This is a genomic window from Halomonas sp. 328 (assembly GCF_015645095.1).
GTDB lineage: Bacteria > Pseudomonadota > Gammaproteobacteria > Pseudomonadales > Halomonadaceae > Bisbaumannia.
In genome coordinates this window covers 47,065-67,024 of the sequence record NZ_JADOTW010000017.1, presented here as the reverse complement: position 1 = coordinate 67,024, position 19,960 = coordinate 47,065, and the positions used below count along the sequence as shown (strand labels likewise).

Genomic DNA, 19,960 nt, shown 5'->3' with positions numbered 1-19,960 from the left:
TTCTCCCATCAACTTACCCGTTGTCGTTTCGCGGAACCGCGATCCGCAGCCACGGATACAAATGCGCACTATGGTAAAAAAATGCCTGCCCGAACACAAGATTAAGCAGGCTCTGACCTAAGTGGAAGACGCATATAAGTTATTGTTCGGAAAATAAAAAAGCGCCCAGACCACAAGGGTCTGAGCGCTTTTCGACAGCCTCGAAGCGGGATTAACGCTTGGAGAACTGCGGACGACGACGCGCCTTGCGCAGGCCGACCTTCTTACGCTCGACCTGACGCGCATCGCGGGTCACGTAACCGGCGGCGCGCAGCGGCTTGCGGAACTCTTCGTTGTACTCCATCAGGGCACGGGTGATGCCGTGACGAATGGCACCCGCCTGAGCGGAGCCGCCGCCACCCTGAACGGTGACGTAGATATCGAACTGGCCAGTGGTTTCGGTCAGCTCCAGGGGCTGGCGCACCACCATGCGACCGGTGACGCGGCCGAAATACTCGTCCAGATCACGGTTGTTGACGGTGATCTTGCCGGTGCCCGGCTTGACGAAGACGCGCGCGGTAGAGGTCTTGCGGCGCCCGGTACCATAATACTGCTGTGACATGGCGAATTATCCCTCAGATGTTCAGTTCTTGCGGCTGCTGAGCGGCATGCGGATGCTCGGCACCGGCATAGACCTTGAGCTTGGTGTACATGGCGCGACCCAGCGGACCCTTGGGCAGCATCCCCTTGACGGCCTTCTCGATGATGCGCTCGGGAGCGTGATCGATCAGCTTCTCGAAGCTCATGGAGCGCAGGCCACCCGGGTAACCGGTATGACGGTAGTAGGTCTTGTCCTGGGCCTTGTTGCCGGTCACCTTCACCTTCTCGGCGTTGATCACGACGATGTAGTCGCCGGTATCGACGTGGGGGGTGTACTCGGGCTTGTGCTTGCCACGCAGGCGGCGAGCGATTTCGGTAGCCAGACGACCGAGCGTCTTGTCCGCGGCGTCGACGACATACCAGTCGCGCTGCACGGACTGCGGCTTAGCAGTGAACGTCTTCATGGATGAATCACCAAAAGTCGAAATTTGGGTCTTGCGGGCCGGGCCCACGCGACCATCCCTATTTTTCTTGGTTGCCACGGCACGACACCGCGACAACGTTCGAGCGAGGGCGCATTCTACACGACCCTCCCCCGCCGGGGCAATCACCCGCCGACACAAGCTGGAAGCGCCCGGTACGGCCGGGTCAGGGCTTATGCGGCAGCGCCAGGTACTCGTGGGACTGCATCTCCTGGAGTCGCGACAGGGTACGGTCGAACTCGAAGGAGAGGGTGCCCTCGGTATAGAGCCGCTCCGCCGGCACCTCCGCCGACATCAACAGCTTGACGCCGCGATCATAGAACTCATCGACCATATTGATGAAACGCCGCGCCTGGTCGTCGCTGCCCCGCCCCATCTGGGTCACATTGGAGACCAGCACCGTATGGTACTCCCGGGCCAGTTCAATATAGTCGTTCTGGCTTCGCGGGCCATCGCAGAGCTCGAGAAACTCGAACCACACCACGTCGTCATGGCGACGGCGCGCCCTGAGCACCCGGCGATTGATCTCGATGGGCACCTCGACCTCCCCCGCCTGGCCCGCGATCTCCCGAAAGCTGCGGGCAAGCTCCGCCTCGGCGGCCTCGTCCAGCGGCGAGTGGAAGATCTCGGCCCGCTCCAGGGCCCGCAGCCGGTAGTCGATGCCGGAGTCGACGTTGACCACCTCGCAGTGGCGCTCCAACAGGTCGATGGCAGGCAGGAAGCGGGCCCGCTGCAGGCCGTCCTTGTAGAGCTCCGAGGGCACGATATTGGAAGTGGTCACCAGCACCACGCCGCGATCGAAGAGCGCCTCCAGCAGATTGGCCAGGATCATCGCATCGGTGATGTCCTTGACGAAGAACTCGTCGAAGCAGATCACCCGCGCCTCGGCGGCAAACTTGGCGGCGATCAGGGTCAGTGGGTTCTTCTCACCCTTGTAGTGCTCGAGCTCGTTGTGCACCCGCTGCATGAAACGGTGGAAGTGGGTGCGCATCTTCTCCGGGAAGGGCAGCGACTCATAGAAGGTATCCACCAGATAGGTCTTGCCGCGCCCCACTCCCCCCCAGAAGTAGAGCCCCATGATCGCCGGCGGACGGGGCGCCTCGTTGCCGGCCTTCTTGCCGAACAGGCCGGCCACCCGTGACTTCAGGCCCTTGCCGGGCACCCCCACCCTGGCCGGCGCCGGTCGCTTGACCAGGTCGTCGTAGAGTCGCTGCAGATGGGCCACCGCCTGCTCCTGGGCGGCGTCATACTGGAAACCGTCACGCTCCAGATCGGCACGGTAGCGGGCCATGGGACCCGCGGCGGGGGTGGCAGTGGAAGTCATTGTCGCGCACATCAGCGTCTTGGCTACCTCGGACTCGGGGCTTCGGGGCGCTATTATACGCAGGCGCCGACGGATTCCCATGCGTCGGCCGTCGCATTGACCCGGCCCTCGCAGTCCCTCGTATAATGGCCTGGGCGAGATGCCAACGGCCAGGAGCCCCCTGGCTGATAAAGAATTTCAAGGGGAACACCGTGTACGAGAGCAATATCGACTGGATCCTGGCCATCGCCAGCGGCCTTGCCGGCATCGGCATCGGCGCCCTCGGCTACCATCTGCTCAACGCCAACGTGGCCCGCAACCAGAAGGTGCGCCAGCGCCTGGCCGAAACCGAGCTGGAGCTGACCCAGGTCAAGGACTCCCTCAATGACCACTTCGTCCGGGCCGCCGACCTGCTGCATGGCATTCAGCGCCAGAGCCAGGAGCTGCAACAGCAGCTGGCCCAGAGCGCCGAGCGCTTCTGCGATGATGACCAGTTGAAGCGCCGCCTCAAGGGCAGCGACGAGAGCGTCGAGACCGACGCCGACGCCGAGGGCACCGCCCCGCCCCGGGACTATGCCGACGGCACCCATGGCACGCTTTCCGAGGATTTCGGTCTGCGCCGCGCGCCCGAGGAAGCCGAGACGGCCACCGCCACGGCCCAGCCGCCGCGCTACTAAAACGACCCACTGCGAAACCCGGCGCGACGCGGCCCTCCTCTGTCCGAGCATTTTCCGGCAGCCTGCGCCGCGCGCCCGAGGAAGCCGAGACGGCCACCGCCACGGCTCAGCCGCCGCGCTACTAAGACGGCCTACAGCGAAACCCGGCGCGACGCGGCCCTCTGTCCGAGCGTTTTCCGGCAGCCTGCGCCGCATCCCCCGAGGAAGCCGAGACGGCCACCGCCACGGCCCAGCCGCCGCGCTACTGAATCTCGCCCAGGACAACGAAACAGCGGGGCCAGGCAGATGCCTGGCCCCGCTGCGTTTGCCCCAGGCCCGACGGTCGTTCAGGCGGGGTTATCGATATCCACGAAGCGATGCTCGATCCCGAACCGCCCGGCCAGCCAGTCGCCCAGCGCCTGGACACCATAACGCTCGGTGGCATGGTGCCCCGCGGCCAGGTAGCTGATTCCCAGCTCCCGGGCCAGGTGGGTGGTACGCTCGGAGATCTCTCCGGAGATAAAGGCCTGGGCACCGGCCCCGTGGGCCAGGGCAATCATGTCCTGGGCGCCGCCGGTGCACCAGGCGATGCGCTCGAGGGGCCCCTCATGCCCCGAGACCAGCAACGGCTCGCGCCCCAGGCGCTCGCTGATGCGCGCGGCCAGGCCCCGGTCGTCCAGGGGCGCCTCCGGCTCCCCCAGCCACACCAGCCCCTCCCCCAGGGCCCCATCGGCGCAGCCCGTGGCACGCAGCCCGAGGCGTTCGCCGAGGCGGGCATTATTGCCCAGGCTCGGATGGGCATCCAACGGCAGGTGATAAGCCAGCAGACTGATATCGTGGCCCAGCAGGGTCTTGAGGCGCCGCCGCTTGATGCCGGTGATGGGCACCGGCTCGTTCTTCCAGAAGTAGCCGTGGTGGACCAGCAGGAGATCCGCCTGCCAGGCCACCGCTTCGTCCAGCAATGCCTGGCAGGCGGTGACCCCACTCATCACCCGGGCCACCCTGTCGCGACCCGCCACCTGCAGGCCATTGACGGTATAGTCCTTGAAACCTTCGGCCCGTAGCTCGGCCTGGCAGGCCGCCACCAGCTCGTCGCGTCCGATCATTCCTGCTCCTCGATAGGGGGCGATGTTACACTATCGGCCATTGTAACCACTGTGGCGGAGCCACTGCCACGCCAGACCGGGAGCCCTGCATGGGTCGCAAGCTGTTCTCCTGGCTATGGCCGGCCCTGGCGGGGCTGGTCATCGCCGCCATCCTGTTGCTGCTCTTTCCCCAACTGGGCGGGCACGCCCCCACGCCGGCCCCCGCCCCGGAGCCCGATGCCCGCCCCGTCGCCGAGGAGGCATCTCGCCCCGCCTCCCGCCCCTCGCCGGAGGTCGAGCAGGCCCCGCCCCTGAGCCGTGACCGGGGGCCGGTCAGCTACGCCGAGGCGGTGGAGCGCGCCGCGCCGGCGGTGGTCAATATCTACTCCTCGCGGATCGTCGAGCGCGACGAGCATCCGCTGATGTCCGACCCCTTCTTCCGCCAGTTCTATGGCGACGACCTGCCCAGCCGGCAACGCATGCTCTCCAGCCTGGGCTCCGGGGTCATCGTCAGCCGCGACGGCTATGTGCTGACCAATCACCATGTGATCGGTGGCGCCGATCAGATCCAGGTGGCCCTGCGGGATGGGCGCGAGACCCTGGCCGAGGTGATCGGCACCGACCCGGAAAGCGATCTGGCGGTGCTGCGCATCGAGCTCGACGACCTGCCGGTGATCGCCCTCTCCGACTCCAGTCGGGTGGCGGTGGGCGATGTGGCCCTGGCCATCGGCAACCCCTTCGGCGTCGGTCAGACGGTGACCATGGGCATCATCAGCGCCACCGGGCGAAGCCACCTGGGACTCAACGCCTATGAAGACTTCATTCAGACCGATGCCGCCATCAACCCGGGCAACTCCGGCGGCGCCCTGATCGATCCGGAAGGGGCCCTGGTGGGCATCAATACCGCCATCTTCTCCCGCTCCGGGGGCTCCCAGGGCATCGGCTTCGCGATTCCCGCCAACCTGGCCCGCAATATCCTCGAGGAGCTGGTCACCCAGGGCCGGGTGATCCGCGGCTGGCTGGGCATCGAGGCCCAGGAGATGACCCCGGAGCTGGCCCTCTCCTTCGGCCTGCAGACCCCCCGTGGCGTGGTCATCGCCGGCGTGATGGCCGATGGCCCGGCGGATCGCGCCGGCCTGCGCCCCGGCGATGTCTTGCTGGAAGTGGATGGGCGCCCCATCCTCGATGCCCGGGTGGCAATGAGCGATATCGCCGCCATCGCCCCCGGCTCGGAGCTGCCGCTGACGGTGATTCGCAGCGGCCAGCCCCTGGAGCTGGTACTGGAGGTCGGCGAGCGCCCGACCCCGGAGCTGCGCCAGCGCTGAGACGGTACTCATTCCGACCAGCGGCCAGCCCCCCCGGAGCTGGTACTGGAGGTCGGCGAGCGGCCGACCCCGGAGCTGCGCCAGCGCTGAGACGGCACTCATTCCGACCAGCGGCCAACCCCTGCCCCCCCGCCCATAACGACAGCGGCCCCGCCTAGGCGGGGCCGCTGTCGTTGGCCTTATCACCAATGTCACCCGACCGGCTTCACGACTTGATGCGGTACTCCGCCGAGCGGGCATGGGCCGTCAGGGACTCGCCGCGGGCCAGGATGGAGGCGGTGGGCCCCAGACCGGAAGCACCCGCCTCGGAGCAGTGGATGATCGAGGAGCGCTTCTGGAAGTCGTAGACTCCCAGCGGCGAGGAGAAGCGCGCCGTCCCCGAGGTGGGCAGCACATGGTTGGGACCGGCACAGTAGTCGCCCAGAGCCTCGGCGGTATGGCGCCCCATGAAGATGGCGCCGGCGTGGCGCACCTGGGGCAGCCAGGCCTCGGGGTCGGCCACCGACAGTTCCAGGTGCTCGGCGGCGATGCGGTTGATCAGCTCGACCGCTTCGGCCTCGTCCTGGCAGTGGATCAGGGCACCCCGCTCGGCCAGTGACTGGCGGGCGATCGCCTCCCGCTCCAGGGTCGGCAGCAGCCGTGCCATGGCCGCGGCTACCGTCTCCAGGTGCTCGGCATCCCAGCTGACGAAGATCGACTGGGCATCCTCGTCGTGCTCGGCCTGGGAGAAGAGGTCCATGGCCAGCCACTCCGGATCGGTGCCGCCATCGGAGACCACCAGGATCTCCGAGGGCCCGGCAATCATGTCGATGCCCACCTGCCCGAAGACCGCCCGCTTGGCGGTGGCCACATAGATATTGCCGGGACCGACGATCTTGTCGACCCGCGGCACCGTCTCGGTACCATAGGCCAGGGCCGCCACCGCCTGGGCACCCCCCAGGGTGAAGACCCGGTCGACGCCGGCCAGGTGGGCCGCGGCGAGGACCAGCTCGTTGAGCACCCCATCCGGGGTCGGCACCACCATGATGATCTCCTTGACCCCGGCCACATGAGCGGGAATGGCATTCATCAACACCGAGGAGGGATAGGCCGCCTTGCCACCGGGCACATAGATGCCGGCGCGGTCCAGGGGGGTCACCTGCTGGCCCAGGACGCTGCCGTCGGCCTCGGTGTACTGCCAGGACTCCGGCTTCTGGCGCTCGTGGTAGACCCGCACCCGCTCGGCGGCGACGCGCAGCGCCTCGCGCTGGGCCTCGGGCAGGCCGTCGAAGGCCTGGCGCAGCCGCTCGGGAGTCAGGGTCAACTCATCCATGCCGCTGACCGAGAGGCGGTCGAAGCGGTTGGAGAGCTCCACCAGGGCCGCGTCGCCCCGGGCACGCACATCGGCGATGATCGCCTCGACCCGATGCTGCACCTCGGCATCGGAAACGCCCTCCCAGGACAGCAGGGCATCGAGGCGCGCGGTGAAGTCGGGATCACGGGTGGAGAGTCGGGCGATATCGAGTGCGGTCATGGTTCTCTCTTTAACACGGTCGGCACGGGGCCTTCAGCATGCCGCCATCGACACCGGCGAGCAATCCCGAAGGCCCCTAGATGGGCAGATAACATCATCCGCCATGATTCTTATTGGACCGGGGACTTCCCTGGGGCAGGACTTCGCAAAGACGCTGTGACCCCCTCCCTGGGCGCTCGACTTTTTCCTGCGACGCTACGCTATCCTGCTTCGCTTTCAGGGCCGGGGTAGGCCATCCATGGCCTACCCGTTCGGAGGAATCCTCCTCACCCTTGAAAAAGACGCTTTGCTCCGCCCCGCCCCAGCGTCCCCTCGCCTTGGAGCGATCAGGCCTCGGCGGTCTGGCGGCGCGCCGCCACGGCGGCCTCGAGACGCTCCAGCAGCGGCTTGAGTCGCTCATGCTTCATGGTCATGGCGGCCTTGTTGACCACCAGCCGGGTGCTGATCTCGGCGATCAGCTCGCGGGGCTCCATGCCGTTGGCGCGCAGGGTGTTGCCGGTATCGACGATATCGACGATCTCGTCGGCCAGGTTCATCAACGGCGCCAGCTCCATGGCCCCGTACAGCTTGATCACCTCGGCCTGGATGCCCTGCTCGGCATAGTAGCGTCGCGCCACCTTGACGAACTTGGTGGCCACCCGGCGCCGGGCGTGGCTCGGCGCGCTGCCCTTGACGCCGGCGGTCATCAGCTTGCACTTGGCGATCTCCAGGTCGAGGGGTTCGTAGAGCCCCTCGACGCCATGCTCCAGCAATACGTCCTTGCCGGCCACGCCGAGATCGGCGGCGCCCAGTTGCACATAGGTAGGCACGTCGGTGGCACGGATCACCACCAGCTTGACATCCGGCAGGTTGGTATCGAAGAGCAGCTTGCGGCTCTTGCCCAGGTCCTCGGCGGGCTCGATGCCGGCATCGGCCAGCAGCGGCAGGGTCTCGTCGAGGATGCGGCCCTTGGAGAGGGCCAGGATCAGTTGTTTAGACATAAGAGACTTCACAGGTCCAGAGAGTCGGGGCCGGGCGCACCTAGCCAGGCACGCGGCGGATCTTGGCGCCGAGCAGCTGCAGCTTCTCCTCGATGCACTCATAGCCCCGATCGATATGATAGATGCGGTCCACCAGGGTCTCGCCCTCCGCCATGGCCGCCGCCACCACCAGGGAGGCGGAGGCCCGCAGGTCGGTGGCCATCACCGGGGCACCGGAGAGCCGCTCGACCCCGGTGACCACGGCGGTATTGCCCTCCAGGGCAATCCTGGCGCCCATGCGATTGAGCTCCTGGACGTGCATGAAACGGTTCTCGAAGATCGTCTCCACCACCCGCCCGGTGCCTTCGGCCACCGCATTCATGGCCACGAACTGGGCCTGCATGTCGGTGGGAAAGGCGGGATAAGGCGCGGTGCGGATATTCACCGCCCGCGGGCGCCGCCCTTCCATGTCCGCCTCGATCCAGTCATCGCCGGTGGTTACCTTGGCGCCGGCCTCCTCCAGCTTGGCCAGTACCGCTTCCAGCACATCGGCCCGGGTGCGGCGTACCTTGACCCGGCCCCGGGTCACGGCGGCAGCCACCAGGAAGGTGCCGGTCTCGATGCGATCCGGCATCACGTCGTGATAGCAGCCGTGCAGGCGCTCTACCCCCTCGACGGTGATGGTATCGCTGCCGTGACCGGAGATCTTCGCACCCATGCCGATCAGGCACTCGGCCAGGTCCACCACTTCGGGCTCCCGGGCGGCGTTCTCCAGCACCGTGGTGCCTTCCGCCAGGGTGGCCGCCATCAGCAGGTTCTCGGTGCCGGTGACGGTGACGGTATCGAAGAAGATGGTGGCCCCCTTGAGGCGGCCATCGACCCGGGCGCGGATATAGCCCCCCTCGACACGAATCTCCGCCCCCATGGCCTCCAGGCCGCGGATATGCAGGTCCACCGGCCGCGAGCCGATGGCACAGCCCCCCGGCAGGGAGACGTCCGCATGGCCGAAGTGGGCCAGCAGCGGCCCCAGCACCAGGATGGAGGCGCGCATCTTCTTGACCAGCTCGTAGGGCGCGTGACAGTCGCGCACCTGGGAGCCATCGAGCTGGATGGTCATCTTCTCGCCCATCACCGGCTCGACGCCCATGCGCCCGAGCAGCTCCAGGGTGGTGGTGATGTCCTGCAGGTGGGGCAGGTTACCGATGGTGACGGGCCCCTCGGAGAGCAGGGTGGCACAGAGGATCGGCAGGGCCGAGTTCTTGGCACCGCTGGCCCAGACTTCACCATCCAGGGCCCCGTTGCCGGTAATGATCAGCTTGTCCATGCGGCGGCTCAGGCTCCGGTGTTTTCCGGGGCCCCTTGCCACTGGGCCGGGGTATAGGTCTTGATGCTCACGGCGTGGAGGGCGCCGCTGGCGATCTCCTCGCTCAGGGCACCGTAGATCAGCTGCTGCCGCTTCACCGGCGAGAGCCCCTCGAAGACCTCCCCCACGGCGATCACCTGGAAGTTGCAGCCTTCGCCCTGGATATGGAAGTCACAGCCCTCGATCTGGGCCTCGAGCCGCGCCTTGACATCACTGGGTTGCATGGGCGTTAGCCTCCTTGAGTGGGTAGCAGGCGCCCCGGGAGGGGCGCCGCGGGAATCGTGGAGGCCCATGGTAATCAAAAGCGCCGCCGATGGCGATGGCGACGCACGGCGACAAGCCCCCACCAAGCCGTCGCCATGCCGCGACAGGCCTCGCTCAGGAGGCCGCGGCTCCCTGGCCGGGAAGCAGGGCATCCAGGTCGGCCAGGCGGGTCAGGCGAGCCAGCGGCGCGGAGAGCTCGACCCCGATCACCTTGGCACCGGCACCGCGACTGTCGCGAAGCCACTGCAAGAGCATGCTCAGGGCGGCGCTGCTGACCCGATCGACACCACTCAGGTCGATGACTACCCGGGTGCCGGGGGCGAGGCCCGCCAGCCAGTCACTGCCGGCGGCCGCCAGGGAGGCGGCGACCTCGAAGTCCACGTCACCGGCCACCCGCAGGCGGTTCTCCTCCGCCGAGAGGCGCACCCCCTGGGCCTCGAGCAGCAGCGTCATCCGCGACCGCCCTCCTCCAGCTCCTCGACGCCCACTTCCGGCGACCAGTTGTCGATCACGGCATCGTAGTCGCGACCGTGATCGCGCATCGCCTGATCGAACTGGTTGCGGAAGGTCAGCCCCAGGTTGATGCCGTTGACGATCACATTGACCACCTTCCATTGATCGTTGCTCAGGCGCAGGGAGTAGCTCACCGGATAGACCTGGCCATTGGTGGCCACCACCTCCATGTCGACGCTGGCCTGATCCGCCTGGCGAGCGGGGCGCTGATTGTCGAGCACCCGCAGCTCCCGATAGTCGAAGGTCACCAGGCCCTTGACGTAGGTATCGATCAGGGTCTGGCGGAAGGTGGTGGCGAAGCGGGCCCGCTGCTGGGGCGTGGCATTCTGGAAGTAGCGCCCCATCACGCTGGCGCCGATGTAGCGAAAATCGGCGATCTCGTCGAGGCTGGCATCCACCAGGGCCTCCAGCTCATCGAGGTTGTCGGCGAAGTAGTCGCGACGCCCCTCGATCTGCCCCATCAGCTCATCGATGCTGTCGCGGATCATCTGCTCGGGGCTCTGGCTGGCCTGGGCGGTGGCCGGCAGGGCAAAGGCCAGGCACAGGACCGCCAGCCAGAGGCGCAGCCGGGTCAAGGGAAAGGCAAGTGAATTCATGGGGCCATCCTTTTTCTCTCGAGGGTGTCAGAGTGCTCAGTTACTGACCATATTCGACACGAACTGCTGGATGAGTTCTTCCAGCACCAGGGCCGACTGGGTATCGGTGAGGGTATCGCCATCGCTCAGGGTCTCCGGGTCGCCGCCCACCGAGAGGCCGATATACTGCTCGCCGAGCAGGCCGGCGGTAAGGATCGCCGCCGTGGTATCCCGGGACAAGCGTCCCTCCAGGTCGGCATTCAGTTCCATGGTGACCCGGGCATCGTACCAGTCGGTGTCCAGCTCGATGGCCGATACCCGCCCCACATTGACCCCGGCCATGGTGACCCGGGCACGGGGCTTGAGGCCGCCGATGTTGGCGAAGTTGGCCTGCACCGTGAAGGTATCGCTGGGTGCCGAAAGGCTCAGCCCGCTGACCCTCAGGCCCAGGAACACCAGGCCCAGGATGCCGGCCAGCATAAACAGCCCCACCCCCAGTTCCATCGTCTTGCTACGTTTCATGCGCTCTCTCCGCCAACCTTCACCGGGCGCCAACCCCTGCTCGGCGCCCCTGTCTCGTTACATTCGCTGTCGCGCCACACCGTCACCTCAGGAGAGGCCGCCGAACATCACCGCGGTCAGCACGAAGTCCAGCCCCAGCACCGCCAGGGAGGAGTAGACCACGGTGCGGGTCGTGGCCCGGGAGATCCCCTCCGAGGTGGGAATCAGGTCGTAGCCCTGGAAGACCGCGATCCAGGTCACCACCAGGGCGAATACCAGGCTCTTGAGCATGCCGTTGCCCACGTCACCGATAAAATCGACGCTGGCCTGCATGTTGCCCCAGTAGGAGCCATCGAAGACACCGAGCCACTCCACCCCCACCAGGAAGCCACCGTAAATGCCCACCACGCTGAAGCCCACGGTGAGGATCGGCAGCGACACGAAGCCGGCCCAGAGCCGCGGCGCCACCACCCGACGCAGGGGATCGACGCCGATCATCTCCATGCTGGTCAGCTGCTCGGTGGCCTTCATCAGGCCGATCTCGGCGGTCAGCGCCGAGCCGGCGCGGCCGGCGAACAGCAGCGCCGCCACCACCGGCGCCAGCTCTCGCAGCAGCGACAGGGCCACCATCTGGCCGAGGGCCTGCTCGGCACCGAAGTCGACCAGGATGGTGTAGCCCTGCAGGGCCAGCACCATGCCGATAAAGAGCCCCGAGACCAGCACGATGGCCAGCGACAGCACCCCCACGAAGTGCATCTGTCGCAGCCAGAGGAACAACCCCTCCCGGGAGGGGCGCCCGACCGCGGACTGGGCCAGGAACAGGCCCGAGCGGCCCAGGGCCTCGAGCAGCTCGCAGCCCTGGCGCCCGAGGGCGGTGATGCGACGTATCATCGGCGCTCCCCCGTATCGAGGATATCGCGGTAGAAGTCCACCGCCGGATAGTGGAAGGGCACGGGGCCATCCGGCTCTCCGTGCACGAACTGGCTGACCCGGGCGTCCTGATCCACGTCGAGGCTGGCCGGGGTGCCCTCGGCCATCACCTGACCGTCGGCGATCACGTAGACGTAGTCGGCGATGGAGAGGGTCTCCTTGATGTCATGGGAGACCACCACGGCGGTCAGCCCCAGGGCCTCGTTGAGGCGCTTGATCAGTTGCACCAGCACCCCCATGGAGATGGGGTCCTGCCCCACGAAGGGCTCGTCGTAGAGGATCAGCTCCGGGTCCAGGGCGATGGCCCGGGCCAGGGCCACCCGGCGCGCCATGCCGCCGGAGAGCTCCGCCGGCGTCAGATGGCGTGCCCCGCGCAGCCCCACCGCCTGGAGTTTCATCAATACCAGATCGCGAATCATCGGCTCCGGCAGGTCGGTATGGACCCGCAGCGGGAAGGCCACGTTCTCGAAGACATCCAGGTCGGAGAAGAGGGCGCCACTCTGGAACAGCATGCCCATGCGCCGGCGCAACCGAAACAGCGCCTTGCGGGAGAGCGCATGGACATCCTGACCGTCGATCCGCACCCGGCCGGCATCGGGCACCAGCTGGGCGCCGATCAGTTTGAGTAGGGTCGTCTTGCCGGTGCCGCTGGGTCCCATGATGGCGGTAATCTTGCCACGGGGAATGCGCAACGAGACCCCGCGGAAGATTTCCTTGTCACCGCGGGAGAAGTGGAGATCGTCCACCTCCACCAGGGGGGTATCCTTCATCGGTCCGGGTTTCCTTGGATAATTATCGAACATCGTATCTTAACCGGGGCCACTCCGACCAGCCTTGCCGACCCCGCCCTTGATTCGGCCGTCGCTCAGGCGTTTAATGGGCGCCCTCGCCCACCAAGGATACGTTCGATGTTGATCGCCCTGCTCGCCGTGCTGCTTGGTTTCGCCGGCCTGCTGTGGAGCGCCGACCGCTTCGTCGGGGCGGCCGCCGCCACGGCCTATCGGGCGGGCATGAGCCGACTGCTGGTGGGCATGACCATCGTCGCCCTCGGCACCTCGGCTCCGGAAATGCTGGTGGCGATCATGGCCGCCCTGGATGGGCTCCCCGACCTGGCCACCGGCAACGCCCTGGGCTCGAATATCGCCAACATCGCCCTGGTGCTCGGCGCCACCGCCCTGGTGGCCCCCATCCCGGTGCGCTTCTCCCTGGTGCGCCGCGAGCTGCCCCTGCTGCTGGGCGCCACCGGCCTGGCCGGCTATGCCCTGGCCAACGGCATTCTCGGTCGCTTCGATGCGTTCTTCCTGCTGGCCCTGCTGGGCTTCAGCCTCTGGTGGCTGTTCCGCGCCGACACCCCCGACGACGCCTTCGAGGGAGAGATCCCCGCCATGCGCCTGCCTCCGGCCCTGGCCTGGCTGCTGGCGACCCTGGTACTGATGGTGGTGAGCTCGCGCCTGCTGGTGTGGGGGGCCAGCCAGGTTGCCGCCGGCTTCGGCGTCAGCGAACTGGTGATCGGCCTGACCCTGGTGGCCATCGGCACCAGCCTGCCGGAGCTGGCGGCCTGCATCATGAGCGCCCTGCGTCGTCATCACGACCTGGCCATCGGCAACGTCATCGGCTCCAACCTCTTCAATATGCTGGCGGTGCTGCCGATCCCCGGCCTGCTGGCCCCCGGCCCGGTGGATGGCGCCGCCGGCAGCCGCGACTTCCCGGTGATGCTGGCCCTGACCCTGCTGCTCGGCGCCTGGCTGCTATGGCAACGCCATGGCCGCCTGGGGCGCCTGCCCGGGGCCCTGATGCTCGTCGCCTATCTCGGCTACCTCGGCCTGCTGGCCTTCGACCTCACTTGAGCCCAGACCCGCAACCGGCAACAATTCCCCCATGACACCGACACCCGACTTCGACTTCCGCGCCAGCGCCCGCCGCACCCTGCAGCTGGAGCAGCAGGCCCTCGGCGCCCTGATTCCCCGCCTCAATGGCGACTTCGACCAGGCCTGCCGCCTGCTGTTGGGCTGCCGCGGCCGCGTGGTGGTCACCGGCATGGGCAAGTCCGGCCATATCGGCGGCAAGCTGGCCGCCACCCTGGCCAGCACCGGCACCCCGGCCTTCTTCGTGCATCCCGGCGAGGCGAGCCACGGCGACCTGGGCATGATCACCCGTGGCGACGTGGTGATCGCCCTCTCCAACTCCGGGGAGACCGGCGAGGTCACCGCCCTGCTGCCGCTGCTCAAACGCCTGGGCACGCCGCTGATCAGCCTCACCGGGCGCCCCGCCTCGACCCTGGCCCGCCACGCCGATGCCCACCTGGACACCGGCGTCGAGCGCGAGGCCTGCCCCCTGGACCTGGCCCCCACTGCCTCCACCACCGCGGCCCTGGCCATGGGCGACGCCCTGGCGGTGGCCCTGCTGGAAGCCCGCGGCTTCACCGCCGAGGAGTTCGCGCTGTCGCATCCGGGTGGCAGCCTGGGCCGCCGCCTGCTGCTCAAGGTCGGCGACCTGATGCACCAGGGCAAGCGCCTGCCGACGGTGCCCCTGGGCAGCCCGCTGCGCGACGCCCTGCTGGAGATCACCCGCCAGGGCCTGGGCTTCACCTGCGTGGTCAGCAGTGACGGCCGCCTCGCCGGGGTCTATACCGACGGCGACCTGCGCCGGACCCTGGACCAGCACAACGACCTCAGCCAGCTCAAGGTGGACGACGTCATGACCCGTCCCGGCAAACGCATCGGCGCCGAGGTGCTGGCCGCCGAGGCGGTCCGGGTCATGGAAGACAATCGCATCACCGCCCTGGCGGTGGTGGACGACGCCGGCCGGCCGGTCGGCGCCCTGCATATGCATGACCTGCTGGCCAGCGGCGTGATCTAAGGAGCCTCTGATATGACGCTCGACGCTCCCCGGCTCGACCAGACACGACTCGGCTCAAGGAACCCCTGACATGACGTTTGATTCTCCCCTGCTCGACCCGACCCTGCTGGACCGCGCCCGCCGGATCCGCTTGCTCGCCCTGGACGTGGATGGCGTCTTCACCGATGGCCGCCTCTATTTCCAGGCCGATGGCGTCGAGATCAAGGCCTTCCATACCCAGGACGGCCAGGGCATCAAGCTGTTGCGCCGCGCCGGCGTCGAGGTGGCCCTGATCACCGGCCGCGACTCGCCGATGGTCAGCCGCCGCGCCGCCGCCCTGGGCATTCCCCATGTCTTCCAGGGCCGCGAGGACAAGCTTGCCGCCCTGGCCCAGCTCGTCGAGCGCCTGGAGCTGGAGTGGGAAACGATCGCCTACGCCGGCGACGACCTGCCGGACCTGGCAGCGATTCGTCGTGCCGGCCTCGGCATCAGCGTGCCCAATGCCCCCGCCTATATCCGTAGCCAGGCCGACTGGGTTACCGAGCGGGTCGGTGGCCACGGCGCCGTGCGCGAAATCTGCGACACCCTGCTCGAGGCCCAGGGGCACTGGGGGGCGGTCATCGACACCTACCTGCATGGCCAGGGCCATGACGATCACTGAGCGCCTGGCCACGCCCCTGGCCCGGCGCCTGGGCCTGCTCATCCTGCTGCTGGCCCTGGGGGGCGTTCTGGTGATACTCACCGATCGCGCGCCCCGCCAGCCCGGCCCCGTGCCCCAGGACGAAGCCGGCGAGCCCGACTACTACCTGGAACAGGCAGAGCTGGTGCGCTACGACGCCGCAGGCTTTCCCCACCAGCGCCTGGTCAGCCCGCGCCTGGCCCATACGCCCCATGACGAGGTGCTGCGTGCCCAGACACCGGTAGCGCACCTCTACGATAACGAGGGACGCCACTGGATCGCCCGCGGCGAGCGCGGCCTCCTGGTGGATCGTCGCTTGACGCTGAGTGGCGATGCCAGGCTCAATGCGCCTGAGGCCGGCTGGCAACTCAGCAGCCAGGAGTTGCACCTGGATACGCACACCCAGTTCGCCTGGAGCGACACCCCGGCACGTTTCGAGGCCCCGCCCCAAGTCACCGAGGGCGAGCGCTTCGAGGCCTGGCTCTCCGAGGGACGCCTGCACCTGGAAGGCCGGGTGCGCGGCAGCCACCCGCCCGCCCAGGAGTAGGCGTCATGCCTCCCGCCGCTGCCACGAGGACCACATCATGAGTTACCCAAGCCGCCAGCGCCTGATCGGCTGGCTCGCCGCCGGCCTGCTGGCCCTGGCCACCCCCGCCCTGGCCCAGCAGGGCCAGCCCATCGAGGTGGAAGCCGACCGCCTGGAACTGGACGAAAGCGCCGGCACCGCCGTCTACAGCGGCGAGGTGGAGATCCGTCAGGGCGACCTGCGCCTCACCGGGGCCCGGGTGACGATCCAGCGCAACGACGCCGGCGAGGTCTCGCGCCTGACCGCCATCGGCGAACGCGCCTACCTGGAGCAGCGCCCCGCCGAGGGTGACCTCATCCAGGGCTGGGGGCGCACCATCGTCTACCATACCGCCGAGCGGCGGGTGGAGCTGATCGACCGCGCCGAACTGCACCGCGGCGCCGATACCTTCAACGGCGCCTATGTGGAGTACCGGATCGACCGCCGCCTGGTGGAGGCTCGGGCCGACGCCGAGGGCACCGACCGCCAGCGGGTACGCATGACCCTCACCCCGGAACAGCAGTAAGGGCCGCCATGAAGACCCTGACCGCCAGTCATCTGGCCAAGAGCTACAAGCGCCGCCGCGTGGTGCGTGATATCAGCCTCGCCATCGAGCAGGGCAGCGTGGTGGGGCTGCTGGGCCCCAATGGCGCCGGCAAGACCACCTCCTTCTACATGATCGTCGGCCTGGTGCGCGCCGATGCGGGCCAGGTGGCCATCGATGACCGGGACCTCTCCGAGGCGGCCATGCACGAGCGGGCCCGCGCCGGCATCGGCTACCTGCCCCAGGAGGCGTCGATCTTCCGCAAACTGTCGGTGGCCGACAATATCCTGGCGATCCTCGAGACCCGCAAGGACCTGGACCGGGCCGGCCGCCAGGCTCGCCTGGAGGCCCTGCTCAACGACTTTCATATCACCCATATCCGCGACAACCTGGGGATGAGCCTCTCCGGGGGGGAGCGGCGCCGGGTGGAGATCGCCCGGGCGCTGGCCACCGAGCCCACCTTTATCCTCCTCGACGAGCCCTTCGCCGGGGTCGACCCCATCTCGGTAGGCGAGATCAAGGGCATCATCCGCGCCCTCAAGCAGCGCGATATCGGCGTACTGATCACCGACCACAACGTTCGCGAGACCCTGGATATCTGCGATCGCGCCTATATCGTCGGCGACGGCCAGATCATCGCCGAGGGCGATGCCGAGGCGATCCTCGCCAATCGCCGGGTACGCGAGGTCTACCTGGGCGAGGACTTCCGCCTCTAGCCCCCATCACTGACCATCGGCGCTGCCAATTCGCTGAAAGTCTTAGTATCAAGATCGATTTGGCATAGTCATTGCGGCTGGCACATAACTTGCTAAGAAGTCATCGCTAATAGGCTTGCAAGGACCCCGGTGGCGGGCTAGGGTGTGTCCCACGCTTGTCACGGAACCCTAGCTCACCATGGCAATGAAACCCTCGTTGCAGCTTAGAGTCGGCACCCAGCTGACCATGACCCCACAACTGCAGCAGGCCATCGCCCTGCTGCAGCTCTCCACTCTGGACCTGCGCCAGGAGATCCAGCAGGCGCTGGAGTCCAACCCCATGCTGGAACTGGACGAGGCCTATGGGGAACAGGCGGTGGAAGCGCCCAAGGAGGACGACTGGTCCGAGGGCATCCCCGAACAGCTCTCCGTGGACAGCGAGTGGTCCGACACCTACCAGGACATGGCCCCCAGCGGCGGCGGCGAGGCGCCGGACTTCGAGCGCAACGCCGACACCCCCAGCCTGCGCGACCACCTCGCCTGGCAACTGGCCATGACCGACCTGGAGCCCCCCCGGGAGCGGGCCATCGCCGAGAGCCTGATCGACGCCGTGGATAGCAATGGCTACCTCGCCTCGCCCCTGGAGGAGATCACCGAGGGGCTGCGTGGCCAGGGGCTCACCGGCCTCAAGACGGCCGAGGTCGAGGCCCTGCTGATGCGCCTGCAGCAGTTCGAACCCACCGGGGTCTTCGCCCGGGACCTGCGCGAGTGCCTGCTGCTACAGCTCGGCGCCCTCCCCGACGACACGCCCCTGTTGCCCCAGGCCAAGCGCCTGGTGCGCCAGTTTCTCGAGGCCCTGGCCGGGGATGATCGCAAGCTGCTCAGGCGCCGCCTGCGCCTCGAGGAGGAGCAGCTGGATACGGTGATCCAGCTGGTTCGCGCCCTCGACCCACGCCCCGGCCAGGCCTATGCCGAGACCGGCAGCGATTATGTGATCCCCGACCTGATCGCCCGCCATACCCGCGACGGCTGGCGCATCGAGCTCAATCCGGAGGCGCTGCCGCGCATGCGCATCCAGCCCGACTATGCGGCACTGATCCGGCGCGCCGACAAGAGCGACGACAACACCTTCATGAAGCAGCACCTGCAAGAGGCACGCTGGCTACTCAAGAGCCTCTCCAGCCGCAATGACACCCTGCTGCGGGTGGGCCAGGAGATCATGACCCGCCAGCTCGACTTCCTGGAGCAGGGCGAGGAGGCCATGAAGCCGCTGGTACTGGCCGATATCGCCCAGACAGTAGAGATGCATGAATCGACCATCTCCCGGGTGACCACCCAGAAGTTCATCCACACCCCCCGGGGGGTCTTCGAGCTGAAGTACTTCTTCTCCAGCCAGGTGGGCGGCGGCGGTGGCGAAGGCGACGCCCACTCGAGCACCGCCATCCGCGCCCGCCTCAAGAAGCTGATTGGCGAGGAGCCGCCGCGCAAGCCGCTCTCCGATAGCAAGCTGGTGGCCCTGCTCGCCGACGACGGCATCCAGGTGGCGCGACGCACCGTGGCCAAGTATCGCGAGGCCATGGGAATTCCTCCGTCCAGCGAGCGAAAACGTCTCTCCTGACCGACAGTCGCATCGTCAATGCTCGAAAAATACTCCCTAAGCCATTGATGAGATTGGGATAATAAAATCTCATCGATAGCGTTGGAAATCCCCGACGCCAAGGGGTTTGCAGGGCCGGAAAAAGGGTTACAATCGAGATGTCACCCGCAGGAAGAGGAGCGTGCCATGCAAGTCAATATCACCGGCCATCACGTCGAACTGACCGATGCACTGCGTGACTATGTGAACGAGAAGCTCGCACGACTGGAGCGGCATTACGACAATATCACCACGGCACAGTTTACCCTGTCCGTCGAGAAGGAACGCCAACAAGCCGCTTGCGTACTCCACGCTGCCGGTGCCGACCTGCACGCCGAAGCCCAGGATGGCGACATGTATGCCGCCATCGATGCGCTCGCCGACAAGCTCGACCGTCAACTGGTGAAACACAAGGAAAAGGCTCAGGCACGCGCCCAGGGCGCCGGTGCCCGCTAACCCTCCATGACTCTGCAATCCATCCTTCCCCCCGAGCGGGCGCTGTTCGATGTCCCCGGGGGGAGCAAGAAACGGGTGCTGGAATTCTTCAGCACCTTTATTGCTCAGAACACCCCCAGCCTCGATAGCCAAGAAGTCTTCAGCCGACTGATCGGTCGCGAGCGCCTGGGCAGTACCGGCATCGGCCATGGCGTCGCGATCCCCCATGCCCGCAATGCCCACTGCAAGGCGCCCCTGGCCGGTTTCCTGAAACTGGCCGAGCCGGTGGACTTCGACGCCGTGGACGGCGAGCCCGTCGACCTGGTCTTCGTGCTGCTGGTGCCGGAGGAGGCCGATGACACTCATCTGGCCCTGCTGGCCCAGGTCGCCGGGGTCATGAACGACGCCGAGACCCGCCAGCGGCTGCGCCGCTGCGAGAGTCAGCGCCAGCTCTACGACACCCTGATCGAGGCCATCGAGCGCCAGGACGACGCCGGCCCCCCCGCCGCCCCCTGAAGGA

The 19,960-nt window shown here is 67.3% G+C and carries 24 protein-coding genes; 11 read left to right on the top strand and 13 right to left on the bottom strand.

Features of this window, described 5'->3' with window-relative positions:
- Positions 1–211 precede the first annotated feature (211 nt).
- The 3 genes from rpsI to zapE form a co-directional block, all read right to left on the bottom strand.
- Positions 212–601 carry a 30S ribosomal protein S9 gene (gene rpsI, locus IHD13_RS10370; protein ID WP_195860973.1) on the bottom strand — a complete coding sequence of 130 codons (390 nt, stop codon included), beginning with the start codon at positions 599–601 and terminating at the stop codon, positions 212–214.
- Positions 602–614: 13 nt separating this feature from the next.
- Complete coding sequence (rplM, locus tag IHD13_RS10365) at positions 615–1,043, bottom strand: 50S ribosomal protein L13 (protein ID WP_195860972.1); 429 nt, start codon at positions 1,041–1,043, stop codon at positions 615–617.
- 184 nt (positions 1,044–1,227) lie between these two features.
- Positions 1,228–2,385 carry a cell division protein ZapE gene (gene zapE / locus IHD13_RS10360; RefSeq protein ID WP_230086244.1) on the bottom strand — a complete coding sequence of 386 codons (1,158 nt, stop codon included), beginning with the start codon at positions 2,383–2,385 and terminating at the stop codon, positions 1,228–1,230.
- Positions 2,386–2,576: 191 nt separating this feature from the next.
- Between zapE and IHD13_RS10355 the strand changes: the two genes are divergently transcribed.
- Complete coding sequence (locus tag IHD13_RS10355) at positions 2,577–3,041, top strand: ZapG family protein (protein ID WP_195860970.1); 465 nt, start codon at positions 2,577–2,579, stop codon at positions 3,039–3,041.
- Positions 3,042–3,367: 326 nt separating this feature from the next.
- Here IHD13_RS10355 and IHD13_RS10350 read toward each other — a convergent pair whose 3' ends face one another.
- Positions 3,368–4,126 carry a Nif3-like dinuclear metal center hexameric protein gene (locus IHD13_RS10350; RefSeq protein ID WP_195860969.1) on the bottom strand — a complete coding sequence of 253 codons (759 nt, stop codon included), beginning with the start codon at positions 4,124–4,126 and terminating at the stop codon, positions 3,368–3,370.
- Between the two features lie 89 nt (positions 4,127–4,215).
- On the opposite strand from IHD13_RS10350, the gene IHD13_RS10345 reads away from it, so the two are divergent.
- A complete protein-coding gene (locus tag IHD13_RS10345; protein ID WP_195860968.1) occupies positions 4,216–5,430 on the top strand; it encodes a Do family serine endopeptidase in 1,215 nt (404 codons plus the stop codon).
- Between the two features lie 205 nt (positions 5,431–5,635).
- Here IHD13_RS10345 and hisD read toward each other — a convergent pair whose 3' ends face one another.
- The 9 genes from hisD to IHD13_RS10300 form a co-directional block, all read right to left on the bottom strand.
- A complete protein-coding gene (gene hisD, locus IHD13_RS10340) occupies positions 5,636–6,943 on the bottom strand; it encodes a histidinol dehydrogenase (RefSeq protein WP_195860967.1) in 1,308 nt (435 codons plus the stop codon).
- A gap of 326 nt (positions 6,944–7,269) precedes the next feature.
- Entirely contained in the window at positions 7,270–7,923 is a 654-nt protein-coding gene (gene hisG / locus IHD13_RS10335) for an ATP phosphoribosyltransferase (RefSeq protein WP_195860966.1), read from the bottom strand.
- Positions 7,924–7,963: 40 nt separating this feature from the next.
- Complete coding sequence (murA, locus tag IHD13_RS10330) at positions 7,964–9,226, bottom strand: UDP-N-acetylglucosamine 1-carboxyvinyltransferase (RefSeq protein ID WP_195860965.1); 1,263 nt, start codon at positions 9,224–9,226, stop codon at positions 7,964–7,966.
- Positions 9,227–9,234: 8 nt separating this feature from the next.
- The gene (locus tag IHD13_RS10325) at positions 9,235–9,489 is read right to left on the bottom strand and encodes a BolA family protein (RefSeq protein WP_195860964.1); all 255 of its coding nucleotides are present in this window, start codon (positions 9,487–9,489) and stop codon (positions 9,235–9,237) included.
- Positions 9,490–9,643: 154 nt separating this feature from the next.
- On the bottom strand, positions 9,644–9,982 hold the full coding sequence (locus IHD13_RS10320; RefSeq protein WP_195860963.1) for an STAS domain-containing protein: 339 nt from the start codon (positions 9,980–9,982) through the stop codon (positions 9,644–9,646).
- Positions 9,979–10,638 carry an MlaC/ttg2D family ABC transporter substrate-binding protein gene (locus IHD13_RS10315; RefSeq protein ID WP_195860962.1) on the bottom strand — a complete coding sequence of 220 codons (660 nt, stop codon included), beginning with the start codon at positions 10,636–10,638 and terminating at the stop codon, positions 9,979–9,981. Before IHD13_RS10315 ends, IHD13_RS10320 begins: the two co-directional genes overlap by 4 nt.
- A 36-nt stretch (positions 10,639–10,674) precedes the next feature.
- The gene (gene mlaD, locus IHD13_RS10310) at positions 10,675–11,139 is read right to left on the bottom strand and encodes an outer membrane lipid asymmetry maintenance protein MlaD (protein WP_195860961.1); all 465 of its coding nucleotides are present in this window, start codon (positions 11,137–11,139) and stop codon (positions 10,675–10,677) included.
- Between the two features lie 87 nt (positions 11,140–11,226).
- Complete coding sequence (gene mlaE / locus IHD13_RS10305; RefSeq protein ID WP_195860960.1) at positions 11,227–12,009, bottom strand: lipid asymmetry maintenance ABC transporter permease subunit MlaE; 783 nt, start codon at positions 12,007–12,009, stop codon at positions 11,227–11,229.
- Positions 12,006–12,818 carry an ABC transporter ATP-binding protein gene (locus IHD13_RS10300; protein ID WP_195860959.1) on the bottom strand — a complete coding sequence of 271 codons (813 nt, stop codon included), beginning with the start codon at positions 12,816–12,818 and terminating at the stop codon, positions 12,006–12,008. The genes mlaE and IHD13_RS10300 overlap by 4 nt, the downstream gene beginning before the upstream one ends.
- 138 nt (positions 12,819–12,956) lie before the next feature.
- Between IHD13_RS10300 and IHD13_RS10295 the strand changes: the two genes are divergently transcribed.
- The 9 genes from IHD13_RS10295 to IHD13_RS10255 all read left to right on the top strand — a co-directional run bounded on the left by IHD13_RS10295 (position 12,957) and on the right by IHD13_RS10255 (position 19,956).
- A complete protein-coding gene (locus tag IHD13_RS10295; RefSeq protein ID WP_195860958.1) occupies positions 12,957–13,895 on the top strand; it encodes a calcium/sodium antiporter in 939 nt (312 codons plus the stop codon).
- A 31-nt stretch (positions 13,896–13,926) separates the two neighbouring features.
- Positions 13,927–14,907, top strand: a complete 981-nt coding sequence (locus IHD13_RS10290; protein ID WP_195860957.1) for a KpsF/GutQ family sugar-phosphate isomerase — start codon at positions 13,927–13,929, stop codon at positions 14,905–14,907.
- Between the two features lie 70 nt (positions 14,908–14,977).
- Positions 14,978–15,547, top strand: coding sequence for a KdsC family phosphatase (locus IHD13_RS10285; RefSeq protein ID WP_195860956.1), 570 nt, complete (start codon positions 14,978–14,980; stop codon positions 15,545–15,547).
- Complete coding sequence (lptC, locus tag IHD13_RS10280; RefSeq protein ID WP_195860955.1) at positions 15,534–16,112, top strand: LPS export ABC transporter periplasmic protein LptC; 579 nt, start codon at positions 15,534–15,536, stop codon at positions 16,110–16,112. The genes IHD13_RS10285 and lptC overlap by 14 nt, the downstream gene beginning before the upstream one ends.
- A 37-nt stretch (positions 16,113–16,149) precedes the next feature.
- Positions 16,150–16,656, top strand: coding sequence for a lipopolysaccharide transport periplasmic protein LptA (lptA, locus tag IHD13_RS10275; RefSeq protein ID WP_195860954.1), 507 nt, complete (start codon positions 16,150–16,152; stop codon positions 16,654–16,656).
- Between the two features lie 8 nt (positions 16,657–16,664).
- Positions 16,665–17,390: an LPS export ABC transporter ATP-binding protein gene (lptB, locus tag IHD13_RS10270; RefSeq protein WP_195860953.1), complete on the top strand. Its 726-nt coding sequence runs from the start codon at positions 16,665–16,667 to the stop codon at positions 17,388–17,390.
- Between the two features lie 178 nt (positions 17,391–17,568).
- Positions 17,569–18,987, top strand: coding sequence for an RNA polymerase factor sigma-54 (locus tag IHD13_RS10265; protein WP_195860952.1), 1,419 nt, complete (start codon positions 17,569–17,571; stop codon positions 18,985–18,987).
- 165 nt (positions 18,988–19,152) lie between these two features.
- A complete protein-coding gene (gene hpf / locus IHD13_RS10260; RefSeq protein ID WP_146802330.1) occupies positions 19,153–19,461 on the top strand; it encodes a ribosome hibernation-promoting factor, HPF/YfiA family in 309 nt (102 codons plus the stop codon).
- Positions 19,462–19,467: 6 nt separating this feature from the next.
- A complete protein-coding gene (locus IHD13_RS10255) occupies positions 19,468–19,956 on the top strand; it encodes a PTS sugar transporter subunit IIA (protein ID WP_195860951.1) in 489 nt (162 codons plus the stop codon).
- Positions 19,957–19,960: the final 4 nt, after the last annotated feature.